Source organism: Segatella copri, assembly GCF_026015295.1.
Lineage (GTDB): Bacteria > Bacteroidota > Bacteroidia > Bacteroidales > Bacteroidaceae > Prevotella > Prevotella copri_C.
In genome coordinates this window covers 2,848,929-2,869,402 of the sequence record NZ_JAPDUW010000001.1, presented here as the reverse complement: position 1 = coordinate 2,869,402, position 20,474 = coordinate 2,848,929, and the positions used below count along the sequence as shown (strand labels likewise).

The following is a 20,474-nucleotide window of genomic DNA, read 5'->3' as shown; positions in this document are numbered from 1 at the left end:
AAAATCTGAAAAAATATGAGTAACTTTGCAGCCGCAAAATAATGAATATCAATAATTAATAGAAATAAAGTAAGAAAATATGGCATATTTGTTTTCATCAGAATCAGTTTCTGAAGGACATCCAGATAAAGTGGCTGATCAGATTTCAGATGCATTGCTTGACCAGTTTTTGGCTTACGATGACCACGCTCATTGCGCCATCGAAACCTTTTGTACTACTGGTCAGGTAGTAATCATGGGTGAGGTTCGCTCTAACGTTTATGTTGATTTGCAGAACATTGCCCGCAAGACTATCAAGAAAATCGGTTATACCAAGAGCGAATATCAGTTTGACGGCGACTCTTGTGGTGTGCTTACTGCTATCCATGAACAGAGCGATGATATTAACCGCGGTGTAAGTCGTGAGGAGGATGAGAATCAGGGTGCAGGCGACCAGGGTATGATGTTCGGTTATGCAACAACGGAAACCGAAAATTATATGCCGGTATCACTCGACTTGGCTCAGCTCATCATGCGTGTACTTGCAGATATCCGCAAGGAGGGCAAGGTGATGACTTATCTCCGTCCGGACTCTAAGAGCCAGGTAACTATCGAATACTCAGACGATAATATCCCACAGCGCATCGATACCATCGTAGTTTCTACCCAGCATGATGATTTTATCAAGAAGGCAAATGGTGAGGACGATGATGATGCTATGCTGGCAAAGATTCGTGAGGATGTAATCAATATCCTGATTCCAAGAGTAAAGACTCACCTGAGTGATAAGGTGTTGGCTCTCTTCAATGATGACATCAAGTACTTCGTAAACCCTACAGGTAAGTTTGTGATTGGTGGTCCTCATGGAGATACAGGTCTTACCGGTCGTAAGATCATTGTAGATACTTATGGAGGTAAGGGTGCTCATGGTGGTGGTGCCTTCTCAGGTAAGGATAGCAGTAAGGTTGACCGTTCGGCTGCTTATGCTGCCCGTTATATTGCAAAGAATATGGTTGCTGCCGGCGTTGCAGATGAAATGTTGGTTCAGGTAAGTTATGCTATCGGCGTGGCAGAACCGGTTAGTATCTATGTAAATACTTACGGCAGAAGCCATGTGAATATGACTGACGGCGAGATTGCAAAGAAAATTGCAGAAATGTTTGATCTTCGTCCTAAAGCAATCGAGCGCCAGTTGAAGTTGCGCCAGCCAATGTTCCAGGAAACTGCGGCATATGGACACATGGGACGTAAGAATGAGATAGTAGAGAAAACCTTCACCAGCCGATATCATGAGGCTAAAACTGTGAAGGTAGAACTCTTTACATGGGAAAAATTAGATAAGGTAGACGAAATCAAGAAAGTTTTCGGACTTTAAGGAATGGTGCAACAGGCAGATTCGATACAGACAGATGCCGCACTTGAGACTGAATCGCAACAGCAAGTGCTCAGGCAACATAGCAGCCAGCTCACACCCAAAGAGGTGTTGAGCTGGCTGCCTAAGAATGCAACGCCAGCTCAGCAGGACTCCATGATTAGGGCACATATCAAGCCCAGTGAGATTCATTGGAGCAAGATGCCGGATACATTACACTTGCCAGGACATAAGGCAGGTAAGAGTTTTAGGGATGTAAGTTTGCCACAATATTATCGTGAGTCATTCTTTTCAAAAGATTCTCTGTTTCATCCGGAATTAAAGGGTGGACGCTTAGGGGTGGCAGGTGATCCTGTTCCCTATACGGTAGCTGGTGATAGCTTTATTACTTCATTGCTGTTGGTCTGTTTTCTCTTGGCTTGTATAGCATTCTCTAAATCTAAGCATTTTGTTATACGCCAGGCAAAAACCTTCTTCCGTACTCCACGCATCGGTACAACAGAGGTGACGGAGACCAGTTCTGAAGTAAGATACCAGTTCTTCTTCGTGTTGCAGACCTGTCTTTTGTTGGCAATCGGGTATTTCATTTATTCGAAAGCATCTATCAGCGATACGTTTATCGTAGACCAATATCAGGTAATCAGTATATATGCTGGTTGTATGGGGGGCTATTTCTTGTTGAAGGCGTTCCTCTATGTGATTTCTGGTTGGGTATTCTTTGAAAAGAAAAAAAATGTACAATGGCTCAAGGCATACTTGTTCCTTATATCATGTCAAGGAGTGGCCTTGTTCCCAATGGTGATGCTTTTGTCGTATTTCGATTTCCCATTGCAAATTGCAGTGATATACACGTTGACTATCCTTGGATTAGTTAAATTGTTGGCTTTTTTGAAGGCTTACATTATCTTTTTTAGAAGAAATGGCGTGTTTCTGCAAATATTTTTGTACTTTTGTGCCCTTGAAGTGATACCCTTGTTCGCTCTTTGGGGTGGACTTGTGTTAATCAGTCATTATTTGAAAATAAACTTTTAAGACAAAATGATAAAGAAAATTTTAGTTTCTCAGCCAAAACCTGCAAGTGAGAAGTCTCCTTACTTCGATATCCAGGCTCAATATGGAGTAGAATGCGTGTTCCGTCCATTCTTTAAGGTAGAGGGGCTCTCTTCTAAAGAATTCCGTCAGCAGAAAATAAATTTGCTTGACTATACTGCTGTCGTATTTACATCTCGTCATGCAGTAGACAACTACTTTAAATTAGCTAAGGAGATGCGTATCACAATTCCTGAAGATATGAAATATTTCTGTGTGATAGAGACTATCGCTCTCTACATCCAAAAGTATGTTCAGTATCGCAAGCGTAAGGTGTTCTTTGGTGATACAGGTAAAATTGATGGGTTGATGGGACAGATGGCTCGTCATAAAACCGAGAAATATCTGGTACCATTAAGCAGTGTTCATAATGATGATATTGCCAACTTGCTTGATGAGAAAAAACTCAATCATACAGAATGTGTCATGTATCGTACTGTAAGCAATGATTTCTCAGAAGAGGAAATCAAGAACTTCGATTATGATATGATGCTTTTCTTTAGCCCAACAGGTGTAAAGGCTCTGAAGAAGAATTTCCCTAATTTTGAACAAGGGAATATCGCTGTTGGCGCTTTTGGTCCTGCTACAGCAAAAACGGTTGAAGATGAGGGCTTACGCCTTGATCTGGAGGCTCCTAATAAAGCTTTTCCATCTATGACAGGTGCCTTGGCAGATTATCTGAAACGTCATAATAAATAGGAAATATTTAATAGAATAGATATGTCAACAGACAGAAATAAAACATTCGGAAAGAAAGAGCATCTATGTAAACTGACACTTATAGAACAGCTCTTTGGTGGTGGTGCTAAAGCAATGACGGCATGGCCTATGAGAATGGTGTTTCTTCTTGTTGACAAGAAAGATGAGCAAGCCCCTTCTGTTCAAGTTCTTATCAGTGTATCTAAGCGTTATTTTAAGCACGCAGTAAAACGCAATCGGGTAAAGCGACAGATACGTGAAGCTTTTCGTTATCAAAAACAAGAGCTGGAGACTTGTATGCAGAATTATGTTGGAAAACAATTGCTTGTGGCTTTTGTTTGGCAAACAGAACAATTGCAGCCTTCAAAGCTGGTTTCAACCAAAATGACTAAACTTTTGGATAGATTGGTTGATAATATCAAGGAGATGCAATCTGAAACAGTCATGAAAGAGAGCAGTTTATGATGAAGATTCTCTTTATGATAGCACATGGCATGAGAAAGGTGTTGGTATGGATTCTTATACTGCCGATATTGTTTTATCAGAAGTGTATTACTCCTTATACGCCACCTTCTTGTCGCTTTCAGCCCACTTGCTCAGAGTATGCGAGACAAGCCATCCTGAAGCATGGTCCCTTTAAGGGACTGGCTTTGGCTGTTTGGCGCATCTTAAGATGCAATCCTTGGGGTGGTTCGGGTTATGATCCCGTACCGTAAGTTTCCGACTGTATTGTTGGGCCCCTTATACATATTATATAATATAATAAAAAATCATATTCTATGGCAAAAAATTTTGTTGAAGAATTGAAATGGCGTGGTATGCTGGCGCAGATAATGCCAGGTACTGAGGAATATCTCAACACCCACATGGTGTCTGCCTATCTCGGAACCGACCCTACTGCAGACTCTCTGCACATCGGTCACCTTTGTGGTATCATGATGTTGCGCCACTTGCAGCGTTGTGGCCATAAGCCTTATCTCCTCGTCGGCGGTGCCACGGGTATGATTGGCGACCCTTCTGGCAAGAGCCAGGAGCGCAATCTTCTCGATTCAGAGACTCTCTATCATAACCAGGAAGCTATCAAGAAGCAGGTATCTAAGTTCCTCGACTTCGATGGCAATGAGCCTAACAAGGCGGAGTTGGTGAACAACTACGACTGGATGAAGGACTTCACCTTCCTCGATTTCGCTCGTGTGGTTGGTAAGCATATCACTGTAAACTACATGATGGCGAAGGATAGCGTGCAGAAGCGCTTGAACGGTGAGGCTCGCGACGGCTTGTCTTTCACTGAGTTCACCTATCAGTTGCTCCAGGGCTACGACTTCCTCTATCAGTATGAGAAGTATGGTGTTCGTCTCCAGTTGGGTGGTAACGACCAGTGGGGTAACATGACTACCGGTACTGAGCTGATTCACCGCACATTGGGTAACGACGCAGAGTGCTTCTGCCTCACTTGTCCTTTGATTACCAAGGCAGACGGCAAGAAGTTCGGTAAGACAGAGAGCGGTAACATCTGGTTGGACCGTAACCGCACTACTCCTTACGCTTTCTACCAGTTCTGGTTGAACGTAAGCGATGATGATGCTGAGAAATACATCAAGATCTTCACTGACCTTGACAAGGAGACTATCGATGCTCTCGTAGAGGAGCACAAGCAGGACCCAGGCCGCCGTGTACTTCAGAAGCGTTTGGCTGAGGAGGTTACCATAATGGTTCATTCTCAGGAGGATTTGGATATGGCTATCGCAGCCAGCAACATCCTCTTCGGTAAGGCTACCAAGGAGAACTTGGCACAGCTCGATGAGGCTACATTGAATGATGTATTTGCCAATGTACCTCACTACGACCTCGACAAGAACTTGCTCGGTGGTACAGCTGTTGACCTCTTCAACCAGGAAGGTATGCAGATTTTCCCAAGCAAGAGCGAGATGCGTAAGCTCGTTAAGGGTGGTGGCGTTTCACTCAACAAGGAGAAACTCGCTGCTTTCGATCAGGTTGTAACAGCTGATGATCTGATTGACGGCAAGTATCTTTTGGTTCAGAAAGGTAAGAAGAACTACTTCTTGATTACTGTTAAGTAATCGTTAAAAGTATTGAAAATATTTGGTAGTGGAGAAAAAATCCACTACCTTTGTAGCCGATTTGCTTGTCCTATGGTGTAATGGTAGCACTACAGTTTTTGGTTCTGTCAGTGGTGGTTCGAATCCGCCTGGGACAACAAGTCATGAATAACCCTTCAAGTCTTTGCGGATTTGGAGGGTTATTTTGTTATATAAGAGTTTAGTTTAGGTAGAGAAGGTTTATGCAAGAGATAGACTTGATATTTCAGCAGTATTATCGTCCGCTATGTCTTTATGCCACTCATTATCTGCATGATATCGATGAGGCTGAAGACGTGGTGCAGGATTGTTTTGTGAAATTGATAAGTAGAAGCATCATGCCGGAAAACATCAAGGCTTTCTTATATATCTCTGTGCGCAATGCCTGCATCGACCTGTTGCGCCGCCAGTCTCCGATAGATACGGAGATTACTCCTACCGATTTATGTGGCGTGATTTCTGATGACCAGGCCCAGGAAAGTTCATCCCGGGAGGCAGAACTGTGGACGGCTATCGAACTATTGCCCGAACGATGCAGGGAAATCTTCCTGATGAGCAAGCGTGACGGAATGACTTATCGGGAGATAGCTGAAGAACTGAACCTGTCGGAAAAGACCGTGGAGCATCAGATTTCCAAGGCTTTAAAGACCTTACGAGGCAAGAAAGATGATTTTCTTGCAGATTTTTTCTATATTTTACCTTTCATCCATGGGGGTATTCTGTAATTCTTGCGTTATAGCAATAAAAGAATGAATAAAAGTACAGTTATGAAAGGTAAAGAGATTATTTTTGCGCTCTCAATTCTAGCCTTGCCGGCTCCAACGTTGGCAGGCACGCCGAAGATGATGGTGGAGGCTCAGACTTCTACCACCATCCGTCAGCAGATGGATTGGCTGCACCGCATCAGGAAAATCAACTTCGTCTATGATTCATCGCTTGATGGGGAATTGAACATCAAGTATCATGGACCAGATATCCAGCATCTTCCGGTGAAGAAAGCACTGAAGGCGCTTTTCGAGCAAACTCATATTCTATATAATATCAATGCGAACTATGTGATATTGAAGCGAAAACCCGTACAACAAATATCAACATCTTACACGAATATCAATCACAAAGTTCAGCAGGTTCAGCGTCGCCACACTCTCAGCGGATACGTCCGTGACGAGAGTGGCGAATCGCTGATTAATGCCACCATCTATGATCTGACGGATGGCATCGGTACAACCACCAATGAATATGGTTTCTTTTCGCTTACCCTGCCCGAGGGCGAACACCAGCTCCGCTTTTCGTATGTGGGCTATGCCGACAAAGTGGAAAAATTGAATCTTTCGAAAGATATGCATCATAATATGGCGCTCCGGGTAGATGGTAAACTGCCTGAGGTGGTGGTGGATGGCGATTTGAACTCTCCGCTTCTTACTACGCAAACCGGCAAGCGCTCCTTTTCGAACAAGGATATCAAGACAGAGTTTGCCCTGATGTCTTCGCCGGATGTGGTGAAGACCCTGCAGCGTGTGAGTGGAGTGGCAGAAGGACAGGAGTTGGCAAGCGGACTCTATGTGCATGGCGGCAATGGTGATGAGAACCTTTATCTGATAGATGGTACTCCACTTTATGATACGAATCATGCGCTGGGGCTTTTCTCCAGTTTCAATGCCGATGTGGTGAAGAATGTGGATTTCTACAAGAGCGGCTTTCCTGCACGATATGGTGGAAGATTGTCGTCGGTGGTGGATGTGCGTACAGCCGATGGAAACATGAATCAGTTTCATGGCGCCTATCGCATCGGACTGCTCGATGCCAGTGTGCAGTTTGAGGGACCTATCCGGAAAGGCAAGACCTCTTATAATATAGGTATGCGCCGTTCCTGGATGGATTTGCTGTCCCGTCCCTTGACCAAGGCTTTCTCTGAGCCAGACGACAAACTTTCGATAGGTTATTACTTCATGGACCTGAATGCCAAGGTAACCCACCGTTTCAACGACCGTTCGAAGATAGACTTGAGTCTCTATCACGGAAAAGACAGTTGGGACGTGAAGGATGATTATGATGAAAGTAAGGTGGATGGGTATCAACCCAACCAAAGCTATGACAAGGACTTGTCGAAGTCGCAGCTGGATTGGGGAAACTTTAATGTTGCACTCAATTGGAACTACCTGTTCTCTCCGAAGCTCTTTTCAAACATTACAGCGGTGTATTCCCATAATCGTTCCAAGTTGTATTCCTTTGATGATTATCGTTACATCAATCCTTCGGGAGAGAATGCCACTTCTGTCACTCACTTTGAGCATGGTTATACCTCAACGATTTATGATGCGGGCTATCGTCTGGCATTCGATTACCGTCCGAACCCTCGTCATCATTTCCGTTTTGGAAGCGACTATACGATGCATCTCTTTCGCCCCCAGACAGCTATGCAATTGGATTATACTGGATATGAGGGAAATGCATCAGCCCAAGTTGATACCATCCGAATGAATAGTGGTAATCGTCATGTGGCGCATGAGTGGACGGCATACGCAGAGGATGAAATCAATATCAACCGCAACTGGAGTATGAATGTTGGCTTCAATATGGGCCTTTTTCATATCAGTAATAAGAACTTCTTGAATATCGACCCACGTTTTGCCCTGAAATATCAACTGAGCAATGAGGTGTCGCTGAAGGCTTCCTTTACTCAGATGACCCAGTATGTGCATAAGGTCTCTAACAGCTACTTGTCCTTGCCTACGGATTATTGGGTACCGACTACCCGAAATCTGAAGCCAATGCGTTCTTATCAGTTTGCGGCAGGAATCTATGCCCAACCCAACCGCCATTGGCTTCTGTCGCTCGAAGGCTATTACAAGTTGTCCAAGCATCTGCTTCAATACAGCAGTTGGGTAGGCATAGAGCCGCCTGCTGAGCATTGGGATTCGCAAGTGATGGATGGCAAGGGACTTTTCTATGGCGTTGAGGCTGATGTCACTTATCGCACCAATCATCTGACTTTGAGTGGTTCTTATACGCTCTCTTGGAACAAGCGAAAGTATGATGACTTCTATCAGGATTGGTATTACGACAAGTATGACAACCGCCATAAGTTGAATCTGTCCTTGCGGTATGCGTTTAACAAGAAGGTGAGTTGCTTTGCGGTCTGGAACTATCACACGGGCAATCGTGCCACGGTGCCAACCCAGTTGGCGGCATTGCCAATCTTGCCAGATCAAAAAGGCAAGTATTACGGGAATTGGTGGAATTGGTCGAATTCCGCCTCTTATGTCTATGCCATCCCCAATAATTTGACGCTTCCAGCTTATCATCGCTTGGACTTGGGATTCGATTTCCGTCATGTCACCAAGCATGGACATGAGCGCATTTGGAATTTGAGCATCTATAATGCTTATTGCCATCTCAACTCGATGTACGTCAAGGTGGACTATAATGGGGTTACGCAGCAGTTTGAGGCGAAAAACAAGGGATTTATTCCAATAATACCTTCATTTAGCTATACTATCAAGTTTTAAAACAAAAGAAATTTCATTGGATATGAATACAAATCATAGAAGAATAAAAATCAATGTAAGTTGGAGATGGGGACTGTTCTTCTGTTTGATGAGCGTGGTCTTTTCTTCTTGCATAGATGATTTTGATGTGAAGAAGCTGCAAGATACTCCCCGATTGGTACTTTATTGTTTTCCTACGGAGGGAGACACCACACTTATCGTTGTAACGAAAAGCTTGCCCGTTTCTTCGTTCAAAGGAGATATAGATACCCAATCACGCTTGCCCGTGGATGCAAGTGTCGTATATAAGGTAAATGGAATGCCACAGGAGGTGAAACGTATTGAAAACATAAAGGAAGCGCAGTCCTTTTCTCAAGTTTCCTATAGTTGGCTTCTTTCTACCCTAATAGGACAGTATTATGCCGTAGGAAAGCAGAAGGCAGGAGATAAGATTGAGGTCCAGGTGTCGGCAGATGGTCTCTCCGAGGTTTCTGCTTCGACTTCCATTCCTGAGAAGGTTGATGTAAATATAGGTGACATCCACTTGCAAGAGAAATCGTCGGATCATGATGTTTATTTCTCGGTAGATAAGTTGGAAGCGACTTTTAGTGACCCTGCTTCAACCACGGATTATTATTCTGTGAAGGTAACTCGCAAGCAGAAATATGGAAACTTGAAAGGTGTTCCCAAAGAAGGCAATAGATGGCAACATGATGTTTATGTTAATAATTACCAAGCTTATCTTGATTATTTGGGTAGGGAGGATGAATATGAATGGTGTTTTGATAGTTTGGCATCAAATATCGATTGGCCTGAGATGGTGACCACCAGTGAGCCATTGATTAACAAGAAGTCAGAGTTGGATTATGATTTCGGCTTTGACGAATACAAATACTTTGATGATGTTTATATCTTCAATGACCGGACGATAAATGGACAGACCTATACGATGCATTTGGAAGTGAACAGTAATGATTCTTATTGGCACACGTATAAGGGTTGGGACCGTTTGTTTGGCTTTACTTATAATGTACAACTTTGCAAGGTTACTCCAGAGTACTATCGCTTCTTGAAGAGCATTAACGATGCGCAGAGCAATAGTTGGGCGGACGCTGGATTGATGCAGGTGACACCTACTTATTCGAACGTAAAAGGTGGTTTCGGTGTAGTGGCAGGATTTAATGTCTGTGAAGCTTCGAAGTATATCGCCCCATTGCCATCGGCACCATCGGATAATCAAGGCGGAATATATACCAAATAAAAAAGTGAGGAGTATGAAAAGAAGTCTTTTTATCATTTTAGGTACCTTGTGCTTTGCCATTGCCGGCAAGGCACAGATTACAGGACAATTTTAAAGGAAGAAAGGGATTCTATGATGAAGATCAACAAGAATGAACAGGATTTTGTGCTGAAGTATTTTCAGCCGGGCAAGCTGGATACCAGGAAGGCTTTGTATAAGGTGAAGGCTCGGGCAGGCATTGCTGATGAAGAGGTTTCGCATGCAGCAACTGTATCTTTACGCATGCGTCGCATCCGCTGGATAGCTGTGGCTGCATCTATTCTGGTGCTCTTCACCATAGGAGCCTATACGCTTTTGCAGCCAAAGACGGTGACGCTTTCTGCCGAATCGGAAGTAGTGGCGTATCATCTGCCTGATGGAACGAAGGTTTCGTTGATGCCTCATTCTTCTCTTTCCTATCAGGAAGATGATTGCAGAAAGGTGGAGATGAAGGGCTGCATCTATTATCAGGTGAAGCATGATGAACAGCATCCTTTCGATGTGATGGGAGAGCATGGACACGTAAGAGTGCTCGGTACCCAGTTTATGGTGGATGAAAGAACAGATGCTCCCGAAGTGATGGTAACCAGCGGAAAGGTGCTTTTCACAGCTCGTAACTCTGAAGAGGGTGTCTTCCTGATTAAAGGCAAGCGGGCACGTCTATTGAAAGGGGCTGCCCAGCCTAAGTTGTTGGCAGATTATGATATCAATGATGTGGCATGGGCTACCCATCGCCTGCATTTTGACAACACTCCATTATCCGAAGTATTGGAGGAACTTTCTAAATTATCTGGTATAAGCTATACGGCTTCTGATGAGAGCAAGCGTCTAACGGGTGATTTTGATACGAATTCCATCCCACAGGTCATCCAAGTAATAGAAGAAACATTGGGTGTTCAGATAAGATAAGTGTGTGAATAAAACATAGTAAAAAGGGACAAACTTAGGAAAAGCAGTCAATAAAATGAGAAAATAAGTAAAAAGGGTGCATCTTTCGTATTGATTTAGGGTGATATTCAAAATTATTTTGTATCTTTGCCCTCGTAACAAATCAAACAATTTATAAAAAATAAAATTATGGACTTTAATAAACTATTCTCATTGGAGGGTAAGGTTGCCCTCGTAACAGGTGCCGCATACGGTATCGGTTTCGCTATTGCTGAGGCTTATGCCAAAGCTGGTGCTAAGATTGCTTTCAATTGCCGTAGCCAACACCACATGGATCAGGCTCTTGCAGATTACAAAGCAAAGGGTATTGAGGCAAAGGGTTATATCTGTGATGTAACAGATGAGGAACAGGTGAAAAACATGGTAGCTGACATCGAGAAGGAACTTGGTGTTATTGATATTTTGGTAAACAACGCAGGTATTATCAAGCGTATTCCTATGACAGAGATGTCTGTAGATGACTTCAAGCAGGTTATTGACATTGACCTCACTGCACCTTTCATCGTATCAAAGGCAGTTATCCCTGGTATGATCAAGAAGGGTCATGGTAAGATTATCAACATCTGCTCTATGATGAGCGAGCTGGGTCGTGAGACTGTTTCTGCATACGCAGCAGCCAAGGGTGGCTTGAAGATGTTGACGCGTAACATCTGCTCAGAGTATGGTGAGTACAACATCCAGTGCAATGGCTTGGGCCCTGGTTACATTGCAACTCCTCAGACAGCACCTCTCCGTGAGCGTCAGGCTGATGGTAGCCGTCATCCATTCGACAGCTTCATCTGTGCAAAGACTCCTGCAGGTCGCTGGTTGGAACCAGAAGAGTTGGCTGGTCCTGCTGTTTTCTTGGCTTCAGATGCTTCTAATGCAGTGAATGGTCACATTCTCTACGTAGATGGTGGTATCTTGGCATATATCGGAAAACAGCCAAAATAAAGGATCAAACATGAAGATTTAAGTTTGAATAAACTTGAATAGAATAAAAAAATATAGGGCAGCCATAAAGGACTGCCCTATATTTATAATTAAAATAATCTTTACAATTATTTGTTGATTGCATCTGCAAGCTCAGCACCAGCCTTGAACTTAGCAACCTTTTTAGCTGCAATCTGGATCTTCTCCTTAGTAGCTGGATTGATACCCTCACGAGCAGGACGCTCGTTAATGCTGAATGTACCGAAACCTACCAACTGGATCTTGTCACCTGCAATGAGGGCTTCCTTCAATGCGTTTGTTGTAGCTTCAAGAGCGGCCTTAGCCTGTGCCTTTGTAATCTCAGCACCTGCTGCAATCTTGTCAATCAATTCTGTCTTGTTCATAATTTTTCGTTATTAAATGAATAATATTGTTGTTTCTTAGTTGAATTCGTTTACAAATATAGCTTTTTCTTATGAAAGTTCAAATAAAAAAAGCAGAAAAGTGCTGAAATTATTGAAATTTAAGTGTAATAAGTCTATTTTTTGGTGTTTTCACGGATATTTTTCGTAATTTTGTCGCCAAAATACAAATATTATTCAGATTATTAAACTGTTTATAGAAATAAAGTTATGCGCAATATTCCAATTGTAACAAAGAATTTGCTGATAGTGAATGTAGTAGCATTCCTGGCATGCATGCTGATGGACAAGAGTATGGGTGGCGGTTCTGAACTGACAGATATGTTTGGGCTTCATTTCTTCCTGGCATCCGATTTCCATATTTATCAGTTAGTTACCTACATGTTTATGCATGGTGGTTTCCAGCATATTCTCTTTAATATGTTTGCCTTATGGATGTTTGGCTGTGTGGTTGAAAGAGTTTGGGGACCAAAGAAATTCCTTTTTTATTACATAGTGTGTGGAGTGGGAGCAGGTTTGTTCCAGGAAGCTGCACAGTATATTACCTATGTGGCAAAGGATATGGCAGCTTATGATTATGTTAGTGTTAATGGAGCCAGAATAACAATGGAGCAATATCTGAACCTATGGACTACCGTGGGTGCTTCAGGAGCTATTTATGCCATATTGCTTGCCTTTGGTATGATTTATCCAAACGAGCGTCTCTTCATTTTCCCGTTGCCAGTTCCTATTAAAGCTAAATTCTTCGTGATAGGCTATGCTGTCATAGAATTGGTTTCAACATTCTCTCTCTCTGATGACGGTGTGGCTCATATTGCCCATTTAGGAGGTATGGTCTTTGGATTCTTCCTGATCCGTTATTGGCGTAAGCAGATTGGTAATGGTTACTATCAGTCTAATTCTGCTGATGCATTCGATAAGTTGAAAGGTATGTTCGGCGGAAAGCGTCGGGCAGGTAGAACGCATTTTACTTATACCAAGAATGAATCTTATAATCCGACTTATGAACAGGATGCTGAATGTAAGACCAATGAAAAGGTCGTATCTCAGGAAGAGATAGATAGGATCTTGGATAAGATAAGGAAAAGCGGTTATGATAGCTTGACTCAGAGTGAAAAGCAGATGCTCTTTGATCAGAGTAATAAGTAGGAAACTATGTTTAAAGGATTTAAGGAATTTACATATAAGATGGTAGCTGGTGCTAATGTGGCAACTATCATCATCATGTTGCTGGTGGGCTTTTCTGACTTCTTTCAGCCGGAAAAGTTCGCCGCATTGGCTAATCTTGGCTTACTTTTCCCGGTTTTTCTTATAGTTAACTTAGGCTTTTTGCTTTTCTGGTTGCTCTTCCGGTCTAAGTATGCCATTATTCCATTCTTAGGCTTCTTGATCTGTTTTGTTCCTGTCCGCAAGTATATGCCAATCAACTTTTCTGGCGAAACTCCAAAAGGTTGTATCAAAGTTCTATCATATAATACCTGGAATTTTGGTGCACAGACAGAGGATGCCGAAGGAACTAATATCTGTATTGCTTATCTGCAGGAGCAGGATGCTGATATTGTTTGTCTGCAGGAAGCATGTCCTACTTCCCGGAATATTGAACAGATAGATAGCATGCTCAAGCCCATGTATGCTTATCAGGATACAACGATGCACGTGAATGGTGGAAATTGTCTTATGTTGCTCAGTAAATACCCTATTCTTTCAAAAGAGCGAATTCCTTATGAATCGAAAGGAAATATGAGTGTAGCGTATCGTCTGAAAGTGAAAGATAGAGAGGTCCTTCTCATCAATAATCATTTGGAAACAACCGGCTTAAGTTTAGAGGACAGACGCCAGTTCAAGAATCTGGTTATCGGAAAATTGCAGGTTGATACTGCAGAAGAAACGTCCAAACTGCTCGTTGTAAAACTTGCCGAGGCAACAAAGAAACGGGCTCCGGAGGCTGAGGCTGTAGCAAAATACATTCAGCAGCATAAAGAACAGAGTATTATTTTGTGCGGTGACTTTAATGATGGTCCTATCTCTTATGCTCATCGAACGATAGCTAAAGATTTGACGGATTGCTACATTGCAAGTGGTAACGGACCGGGTATCAGCTATCATCATGGAGGCTTTTTTGTTCGCATTGACAATATCATGTGTTCAGACGATTGGGAGCCTTATGAATGTAAAGTTGATGATAAAATCGCCGTTTCAGACCACTATCCTATCATTTGTAAGCTAAAAATGCGCCCTAAAAAGCAAAAATAGAGCAAATTATTCTTATATAAGAAAAAAAATGCTTATTTTTGCACAACTTTATGGAGGTTTTTGAAAGAATCCCTAAAAGCAATTGAAAAGAAACAAATAATTAATAACAATAAATAGAAATGCAAAACAAAGGAATTGTAATTTGTGTAGCCGTCTTACTGACACTCGCAAGTATCTTCTATTTGTCATTCTCGTTTGCCACACGTTACTATGACAGCGAGGCTGCAAAGATTAAAGATCCTATTGCTCAGCAGGATTATAAGGATTCTGTTAAGTACTTAGGTGTTTATTCTTACCAGAACTGCTTGGAGACTCAGATTGGTCTTGGACTTGACCTTAAGGGCGGTATGAATGTAATTCTTGAGATTTCTGTACCTGATGTACTTGAAAACCTTGCCGATCATAAGACCGACGCTGGTTTTACCAATGCCATGAAGGAAGCTAGAGCTCAGGAAGAAGCTAACGGTGGTGACTTCGTGTCACTTTTCATTAACGCTTATCATAAGAGCGCACCAGGTCATAAACTCGCAGAAGTGTTCGCTACCCAGCAGTTGCAGGGCAAGGTTTCTCCTCAGAGCAGCGACGCAGAGGTAGAGAAGGCTATCCGCGCTTCTGTACAGGATGCTATCGACAACTCTTTCAACGTTGTCCGCACCCGTATCGATAAGTTTGGTGTTGTACAGCCTAACATCCAGAAGTTGGAAGGTCAGCAGGGCCGTATCATGGTAGAAATGCCAGGTATCAGCCAGCCAGAGCGTATGCGTAAGATGCTCCAGGGTAGTGCAAACCTTGAGTTCTGGGAGACATACAACTCAGAGGAAATCGCTCCTTATCTCCAGCAGCTTGATACTCGTATTGCAAATGGTGATAATGGTCAGGAGGAGAAAGACTCTGTAGCTGCAGATTCTGCTGCCGCTAAAAAGGAAGTTGCTAAGGCTGAACCTAAGAAGGCTGAGGCTAAGTTCTCTATCAAGAAGAAGGACGATGCTGCAAGCAAGGTAGGCGAGGATGCTCAGAATGCTGCTGCTATCAAGGCTCACCCATTGTTGGCTCGTTTGCAGCTCGGTGGTGGTTTGAGTACTGTTGGTTATGCTAGCGTTCGCGATACTGCTGCCATCAACAAGATTATCTACTCTGCTGTGGCTAAGCGCGTTTTGCCATCAGACTTGCGTCTGCTTTGGAGTGCTAAGCCAGCTGATAACCTGAAGGCTAAGAATATCTTCGAGCTTCACGCCTTGAAGGTGACTACCACTACAGGTCGTGCTCCTTTGGAGGGTGATGTAATTACCGATGCTAAGGACGAGTTCGACCAGATGGGTTCACCTGTTGTTAGCATGAAGATGAATACTGAGGGCGCACGTAAGTGGGCTCAGATGACCAAGGCTAACGTAGGTAAGGCTATTGCTATCGTTTTGGATGGCGTAGTTTACTCTGCTCCTCGTGTAAACGGCGAGATTGATGGTGGTAGCTCTCAGATTTCCGGTAACTTCACTATCGAGGATACCAAGGACTTGGCTAACACATTGAAGTCTGGTCGTATGCCAGCTCCTGCACGTATCGTTCAGGAGGAGGTTGTAGGCCCTACACTCGGTGCACAGTCTATCCAGATGGGTATTGTATCATTCGTTGTAGCTTTCGTACTCCTGATGGTTTACATGGTGATGATGTACAACATCATTCCTGGTATGATGGCTAACTTGGCATTGCTCGTCAATGTATTCTTCACGCTGGGTATTCTGACGTCCTTCCAGGCGGCTCTGACGTTACCAGGTCTTGCCGGTATGGTCTTGTCTCTGGGTACTGCCGTGGATGCCAACGTGCTTATATATGAACGTATCAAGGAGGAGCTCCGCTCCGGTAAGGGTATGAAGCAGGCTGTAGCTGCCGGTTATGGCAACGCTTTCTCTGCTATCTTCGACTCTAACTTGACATCTTTGATTACTGGTGTTATCCTGTTGACTACCGGTACAGGTCCTATCCGTGGTTTCGCTACTACATGGATCATCGGTATCGTAGTTTCATTCTTCACTGCTGTGTTCCTGACTCGTCTGGTTTACGATTATAAGTTGAACCACGATAAGTGGATGCACTGCAAGTTTGATACTCCAGTTTCTCACAACCTCATGCAGGGCAAGAAGTATAAGTTCATGTCTATGTACAAGACTACCTTCACCGTTGCCATCGTAGCAGCTGTGGTATTCATAGGTAGCTTCTTTGTTCGTGGCTTGAGCAAGAGTATCGACTTTACTGGTGGTCGTAACTATGTAGTACAGTTCGAGAACCCTGTAGAGCCTGAGCAGATCCGTACTGTTCTTGGTGATGCATTCGTTAATGCAGATGGTTCTAAGGCAACTACTGGCGCTATCGCTATCGGTACAGACGGTAAGACTATCCGTGTATCTACCAACTATATGATTGAGAGCAACAGTCCAACTGTTGACGATGAGGCTGAGACTATCCTTTACAATGCCTTGAAGAAGGCTAACCTGGTTTCTCAGAAGAGTGTTGAGGCATTCAAGAACCCAGATGTTCGTCAGGGTGGTTCTATCATCAGTAGTACAAAGGTAGGTCCTTCTGTAGCTAAGGATATCACTATGGGTGCTATCTATAGTGTGCTCTTCGCATTGATTGCTATCTTCCTCTACATCCTGATACGTTTCCGCAACGTGGCCTTCTCTGTAGGTTCTACTGTAGCTTTGGCATTTGATGCCTTGACAGTAATCGGTTTCTACTCACTCCTGTGGGGTCTCGTTCCATTCTCACTGGAGATTGACCAGACCTTCATCGGTGCTATCCTGACCGTGGTAGGTTACTCTATCAACGATAAGGTGGTTGTATTCGACCGTATCCGTGAGAACTTGAAGTTGCATCCTAAGGGCGACCGTCAGCAGCTCTTCAATGCATCTATCAATGAGACATTGGCTCGTACCATCAATACATCTACATCTACATTGCTCGTGTTGCTCTGTATCTTCATCCTCGGTGGTGACAGCATCCGCAGCTTCTCATTCGCAATGATCCTGGGTGTTGTATTCGGTACATTGTCATCTATCTTCATTGCATCTCCAATGGCTTACATCGTTCTTGGTCGTAAGATTAAGGAAGAGCCAGCTGAGGAGGTTGCTGAAGTTAAGTAATCAGAAACTCTTCATTCTTTCTCTGTCCGATGTATGTCGGATAGAGAAAGATACTGGAAAGAATATAAAAATAATAAAGGTCGCTTCCTGATTGTCAGGAGCGACCTTTATTGTTTTATCATCTCTGGAATGATAAGGAAAGTACGTGGTCCCACCGAGAATCGAACTCGGATCAAAGGTTTAGGAAACCTCCGTTCTATCCGTTAAACTATAGGACCATTGTAAACCGACTGCAAAGATACATCAAATCGTTGACAATACAAAATAAAATGTTATGTTTTTCACTCTCATCTTATCAAGTTTCCTCACTTTTGTGGAGTTGAACTGCGAAAACCTCTTCGATACGAAGCATGATTCGCTGAAGAATGACTATGAATTCCTGCCACAGAGCAGTTACAAGTGGACGCCTTATCGCTATTGGCGCAAGCTGGCAAATCTTTCCAAGACTATAGTAGCTTTGGGTTATGAAGATTTGTCGCTTGTTGGTACCGCCTCCCCAGATAATCCTTCAAGACCCTCGGAGAAGTCCTGGCATGTTCCCGATTTTGTGGCGCTTTGCGAAGTGGAGAACGATAGTGTGCTGTTTGATTTAACCCGGCGTTCAGCTCTTCGCGGTGTGAATTATGATTATGTGATGACCGATTCGCCTGATGAACGAGGCATAGATGTGGCTTTGCTTTATCAGCCATCTTCTTTTGCGCTTATACAGTTCCGGTCCATCCGCATCAAGCCGCTGCCTGATACTCGCCCTACGAGAGATATTCTCTACGCTTCGGGGCGGATTATGAATGATGATACGCTTCATGTCTTTGTATTGCATGCGCCTAGCCGGCGTGGCGGCGAACAGGTTTCGCGTCCCTACCGCCTGCAGGTAGCCAGCCAGTTGGCTTCTGCTGTAGATTCTATCTATGCGCTCAATGATAGTGCAAGGATTATCGTAGCCGGCGATTTCAACGATTATTCCGATTCTCCGGCTCTTCGTTATCTTTATCAGCATCACCTTATTAATATATCTGTTGGCGTCAAAGGCTCTCATGGTGCCAAGGCTACTTATCGCTGGCATGGAGATTGGCGAAGCCTTGACCAGATACTCTTCAGTCCTTCGCTTTCCCGGCTTAAGATGAGTTGTCAGATAGGAGATTTGCCATTTCTCTTAGAAGATGATGAGAAATATGGCGGAAAGAAACCTTTCCGCACCTATCTCGGTCCACGATATTTGGGTGGATACAGCGATCATCTTCCGCTTGTTGCCAAGTTTAAGATAGTGGGTGGATATGAATAAAAAAACAGGTATGCTCAGATTTTTACTGAACATACCTGTCTGTATATTAGTGAGATTTTTCTCTTCTGCCTGATTATCCGTAGATAACATTACCGTTCTCATCCTCATAAGGAGCCATATCCTTAGCATACTGGTTCATGGCACGGAGGCTCATACCCATTGATGAGAAACCACCATCGTGGAAGAGGTTCTGCATGGTTACCTTGCGGGTGAAGTCAGAGAACATCATCACGCAGTAGTTAGCGCAATCCTCTGCTACGGCGTTTCCGAGTGGAGACATCTTGTCGGCGAAGTCCATCATGTTCTCGATATCCTTGATACCCTTACCTGCTGTTGTAGCTGTAGGGCTCTGAGAGATGGTATTGATACGCACGTGCTTCTCACGACCGTAAATGTAACCGAAGCTGCGGGCGATACTTTCGAGCATGCTCTTGGCATCAGCCATATCGTTGTAACCGAAGAATGTACGCTGAGAAGCTACGTATGTGAGAGCTACTACAGAACCCCACTCGTTGATAGCATCCAACTTCTTGGCTACCTGCAACATCTTGTGGAAAGAGATAGCAGAGATGTCCAATGTCTTGTTCAGGAAGTTGTAGTCGAGGTCATCGTATGTACGATGCTTGCGAACGTTAGGGCTCATAGCTACAGAGTGGAGCACGAAGTCGATTTTGCCACCGAGTTTCTCCTGAGCCTCTGTGAATACCTTTTCCAAGTCTTCTACGCTAGTCGCATCAGCTGCGATGATAGGAGCGTTGATCTGTTCAGCGAGCTTATCCAGCGTACCCATACGCAAAGCCATAGCTGTATTACTAAGTGCGATAGTAGCACCCTCTTCAGCAGCCTTTACAGCTACTTTCCAAGCGATTGATTCCTCATTGAGTGCACCGAAGATGATGCCACGCTTGCCTTTTAACAAATTGTGAGTCATTGTTATCTTAATACTTTTGTTTATACTAACGACAATCCCCTACATATATCATTCTCTATATATAATAAGGTGTAAAACCACTTTGTTTTGTTCTAGTCGTTGAAATCGTGCGCAAAATTACGAAAAATGTGCAATATACCCAAATTTTTTAACTAAAAAGTGCCGTAAACGTTTTCTTTTTTGTGGTATGTCAAGTATTTCGCTCCCTGCAGTCAGTATGTTATTCTATTTATTCTTTGCAGATAATAAGTCTGAAACAGATATATCTTATGCTTATTGATAACGTATCTGTTGGTCTGCGGAATTAGATTTGTAGGGTTCCTGACATATGCCAACAAGGTTCCTGACATATGCCACTAAGGTTCCTGACATATGCCAACAGAGTTATTGACATATGTCAGCAACCTTGTTGGCAACTGCCGGCAACCGAACGGAACTAATTGTTAGAACCGATGAATCGTAGAACTGTGACTATTTAATCTATTTGTTCTACGTATTTAAGCAATACGTCTAACCCGGCAGATGCCTGTATAGATAACTTAAGAACCTTCTTATTTCTGTTCTTACAAATTATAGCCTTATTG

At 43.4% G+C, this 20,474-nt stretch carries 17 protein-coding genes and 2 tRNA genes; 16 read left to right on the top strand and 3 right to left on the bottom strand.

Annotated elements, in window-relative coordinates; all coding sequences use genetic code 11:
• The first annotated feature begins 79 nt into the window (after positions 1-79).
• The 12 genes from metK to ONT18_RS12035 all read left to right on the top strand — a co-directional run bounded on the left by metK (position 80) and on the right by ONT18_RS12035 (position 11,886).
• Positions 80-1,354, top strand: a complete 1,275-nt coding sequence (gene metK, locus ONT18_RS12090) for a methionine adenosyltransferase (protein ID WP_118079556.1) — start codon at positions 80-82, stop codon at positions 1,352-1,354.
• A 3-nt stretch (positions 1,355-1,357) separates the two neighbouring features.
• Positions 1,358-2,383, top strand: coding sequence for a DUF4271 domain-containing protein (locus tag ONT18_RS12085; RefSeq protein WP_153114369.1), 1,026 nt, complete (start codon positions 1,358-1,360; stop codon positions 2,381-2,383).
• A 6-nt stretch (positions 2,384-2,389) separates the two neighbouring features.
• Positions 2,390-3,139, top strand: a complete 750-nt coding sequence (locus tag ONT18_RS12080; protein ID WP_117587228.1) for a uroporphyrinogen-III synthase — start codon at positions 2,390-2,392, stop codon at positions 3,137-3,139.
• Positions 3,140-3,160: 21 nt separating this feature from the next.
• Positions 3,161-3,604 (top strand): ribonuclease P protein component, encoded by a 444-nt coding sequence (gene rnpA, locus ONT18_RS12075; protein WP_117693277.1) that lies wholly within the window; start codon positions 3,161-3,163, stop codon positions 3,602-3,604.
• Positions 3,604-3,855 (top strand): membrane protein insertion efficiency factor YidD, encoded by a 252-nt coding sequence (gene yidD, locus ONT18_RS12070; protein WP_040553354.1) that lies wholly within the window; start codon positions 3,604-3,606, stop codon positions 3,853-3,855. Before rnpA ends, yidD begins: the two co-directional genes overlap by 1 nt.
• A 63-nt stretch (positions 3,856-3,918) precedes the next feature.
• Positions 3,919-5,220, top strand: a complete 1,302-nt coding sequence (tyrS, locus tag ONT18_RS12065; protein ID WP_006848087.1) for a tyrosine--tRNA ligase — start codon at positions 3,919-3,921, stop codon at positions 5,218-5,220.
• A gap of 66 nt (positions 5,221-5,286) precedes the next feature.
• A tRNA-Gln gene (locus ONT18_RS12060) sits at positions 5,287-5,357 on the top strand.
• Between the two features lie 84 nt (positions 5,358-5,441).
• Entirely contained in the window at positions 5,442-5,963 is a 522-nt protein-coding gene (locus tag ONT18_RS12055; RefSeq protein ID WP_264905810.1) for an RNA polymerase sigma-70 factor, read from the top strand.
• Between the two features lie 24 nt (positions 5,964-5,987).
• Positions 5,988-8,747, top strand: coding sequence for a TonB-dependent receptor (locus tag ONT18_RS12050; protein ID WP_264905808.1), 2,760 nt, complete (start codon positions 5,988-5,990; stop codon positions 8,745-8,747).
• A 22-nt stretch (positions 8,748-8,769) separates the two neighbouring features.
• The gene (locus tag ONT18_RS12045; RefSeq protein WP_264905807.1) at positions 8,770-9,987 is read left to right on the top strand and encodes a DUF4249 domain-containing protein; all 1,218 of its coding nucleotides are present in this window, start codon (positions 8,770-8,772) and stop codon (positions 9,985-9,987) included.
• A 111-nt stretch (positions 9,988-10,098) separates the two neighbouring features.
• Positions 10,099-10,914 carry a FecR family protein gene (locus ONT18_RS12040; RefSeq protein ID WP_264905805.1) on the top strand — a complete coding sequence of 272 codons (816 nt, stop codon included), beginning with the start codon at positions 10,099-10,101 and terminating at the stop codon, positions 10,912-10,914.
• Between the two features lie 168 nt (positions 10,915-11,082).
• Positions 11,083-11,886: a gluconate 5-dehydrogenase gene (locus tag ONT18_RS12035; RefSeq protein WP_022121527.1), complete on the top strand. Its 804-nt coding sequence runs from the start codon at positions 11,083-11,085 to the stop codon at positions 11,884-11,886.
• Positions 11,887-11,993: 107 nt separating this feature from the next.
• Here ONT18_RS12035 and ONT18_RS12030 read toward each other — a convergent pair whose 3' ends face one another.
• The gene (locus tag ONT18_RS12030; RefSeq protein ID WP_006848085.1) at positions 11,994-12,269 is read right to left on the bottom strand and encodes an HU family DNA-binding protein; all 276 of its coding nucleotides are present in this window, start codon (positions 12,267-12,269) and stop codon (positions 11,994-11,996) included.
• Positions 12,270-12,497: 228 nt separating this feature from the next.
• Here ONT18_RS12030 and ONT18_RS12025 point away from each other — a divergent pair, with 228 nt between their 5' ends.
• The 3 genes from ONT18_RS12025 to secDF all read left to right on the top strand — a co-directional run bounded on the left by ONT18_RS12025 (position 12,498) and on the right by secDF (position 17,677).
• Positions 12,498-13,436: a rhomboid family intramembrane serine protease gene (locus ONT18_RS12025; protein ID WP_264905804.1), complete on the top strand. Its 939-nt coding sequence runs from the start codon at positions 12,498-12,500 to the stop codon at positions 13,434-13,436.
• Between the two features lie 6 nt (positions 13,437-13,442).
• Positions 13,443-14,540, top strand: a complete 1,098-nt coding sequence (locus tag ONT18_RS12020) for an endonuclease/exonuclease/phosphatase family protein (RefSeq protein WP_006848083.1) — start codon at positions 13,443-13,445, stop codon at positions 14,538-14,540.
• A 119-nt stretch (positions 14,541-14,659) separates the two neighbouring features.
• On the top strand, positions 14,660-17,677 hold the full coding sequence (gene secDF, locus ONT18_RS12015; protein WP_264905802.1) for a protein translocase subunit SecDF: 3,018 nt from the start codon (positions 14,660-14,662) through the stop codon (positions 17,675-17,677).
• Between the two features lie 146 nt (positions 17,678-17,823).
• Here secDF and ONT18_RS12010 read toward each other — a convergent pair.
• A tRNA-Arg gene (locus ONT18_RS12010) sits at positions 17,824-17,895 on the bottom strand.
• Between the two features lie 56 nt (positions 17,896-17,951).
• Here ONT18_RS12010 and ONT18_RS12005 point away from each other — a divergent pair.
• Positions 17,952-18,959, top strand: a complete 1,008-nt coding sequence (locus ONT18_RS12005; protein ID WP_264905801.1) for an endonuclease/exonuclease/phosphatase family protein — start codon at positions 17,952-17,954, stop codon at positions 18,957-18,959.
• Between the two features lie 73 nt (positions 18,960-19,032).
• Here the strand turns inward: ONT18_RS12005 and ONT18_RS12000 are convergent, their stop codons facing one another.
• Positions 19,033-19,890, bottom strand: coding sequence for an enoyl-ACP reductase FabI (locus tag ONT18_RS12000; RefSeq protein ID WP_006848080.1), 858 nt, complete (start codon positions 19,888-19,890; stop codon positions 19,033-19,035).
• Positions 19,891-20,474: the final 584 nt, after the last annotated feature.

Coding starts and splice junctions, on each gene's coding strand:
- metK (WP_118079556.1), top strand. CDS start 80: ATGGCATATTTGTTTTCATCAGAATCAGTTTCTGAAGGACATCCAGAT.
- ONT18_RS12085 (WP_153114369.1), top strand. CDS start 1,358: ATGGTGCAACAGGCAGATTCGATACAGACAGATGCCGCACTTGAGACT.
- ONT18_RS12080 (WP_117587228.1), top strand. CDS start 2,390: ATGATAAAGAAAATTTTAGTTTCTCAGCCAAAACCTGCAAGTGAGAAG.
- rnpA (WP_117693277.1), top strand. CDS start 3,161: ATGTCAACAGACAGAAATAAAACATTCGGAAAGAAAGAGCATCTATGT.
- yidD (WP_040553354.1), top strand. CDS start 3,604: ATGAAGATTCTCTTTATGATAGCACATGGCATGAGAAAGGTGTTGGTA.
- tyrS (WP_006848087.1), top strand. CDS start 3,919: ATGGCAAAAAATTTTGTTGAAGAATTGAAATGGCGTGGTATGCTGGCG.
- ONT18_RS12055 (WP_264905810.1), top strand. CDS start 5,442: ATGCAAGAGATAGACTTGATATTTCAGCAGTATTATCGTCCGCTATGT.
- ONT18_RS12050 (WP_264905808.1), top strand. CDS start 5,988: ATGAATAAAAGTACAGTTATGAAAGGTAAAGAGATTATTTTTGCGCTC.
- ONT18_RS12045 (WP_264905807.1), top strand. CDS start 8,770: ATGAATACAAATCATAGAAGAATAAAAATCAATGTAAGTTGGAGATGG.
- ONT18_RS12040 (WP_264905805.1), top strand. CDS start 10,099: ATGATGAAGATCAACAAGAATGAACAGGATTTTGTGCTGAAGTATTTT.
- ONT18_RS12035 (WP_022121527.1), top strand. CDS start 11,083: ATGGACTTTAATAAACTATTCTCATTGGAGGGTAAGGTTGCCCTCGTA.
- ONT18_RS12030 (WP_006848085.1), bottom strand. CDS start 12,269: ATGAACAAGACAGAATTGATTGACAAGATTGCAGCAGGTGCTGAGATT.
- ONT18_RS12025 (WP_264905804.1), top strand. CDS start 12,498: ATGCGCAATATTCCAATTGTAACAAAGAATTTGCTGATAGTGAATGTA.
- ONT18_RS12020 (WP_006848083.1), top strand. CDS start 13,443: ATGTTTAAAGGATTTAAGGAATTTACATATAAGATGGTAGCTGGTGCT.
- secDF (WP_264905802.1), top strand. CDS start 14,660: ATGCAAAACAAAGGAATTGTAATTTGTGTAGCCGTCTTACTGACACTC.
- ONT18_RS12005 (WP_264905801.1), top strand. CDS start 17,952: ATGTTTTTCACTCTCATCTTATCAAGTTTCCTCACTTTTGTGGAGTTG.
- ONT18_RS12000 (WP_006848080.1), bottom strand. CDS start 19,890: ATGACTCACAATTTGTTAAAAGGCAAGCGTGGCATCATCTTCGGTGCA.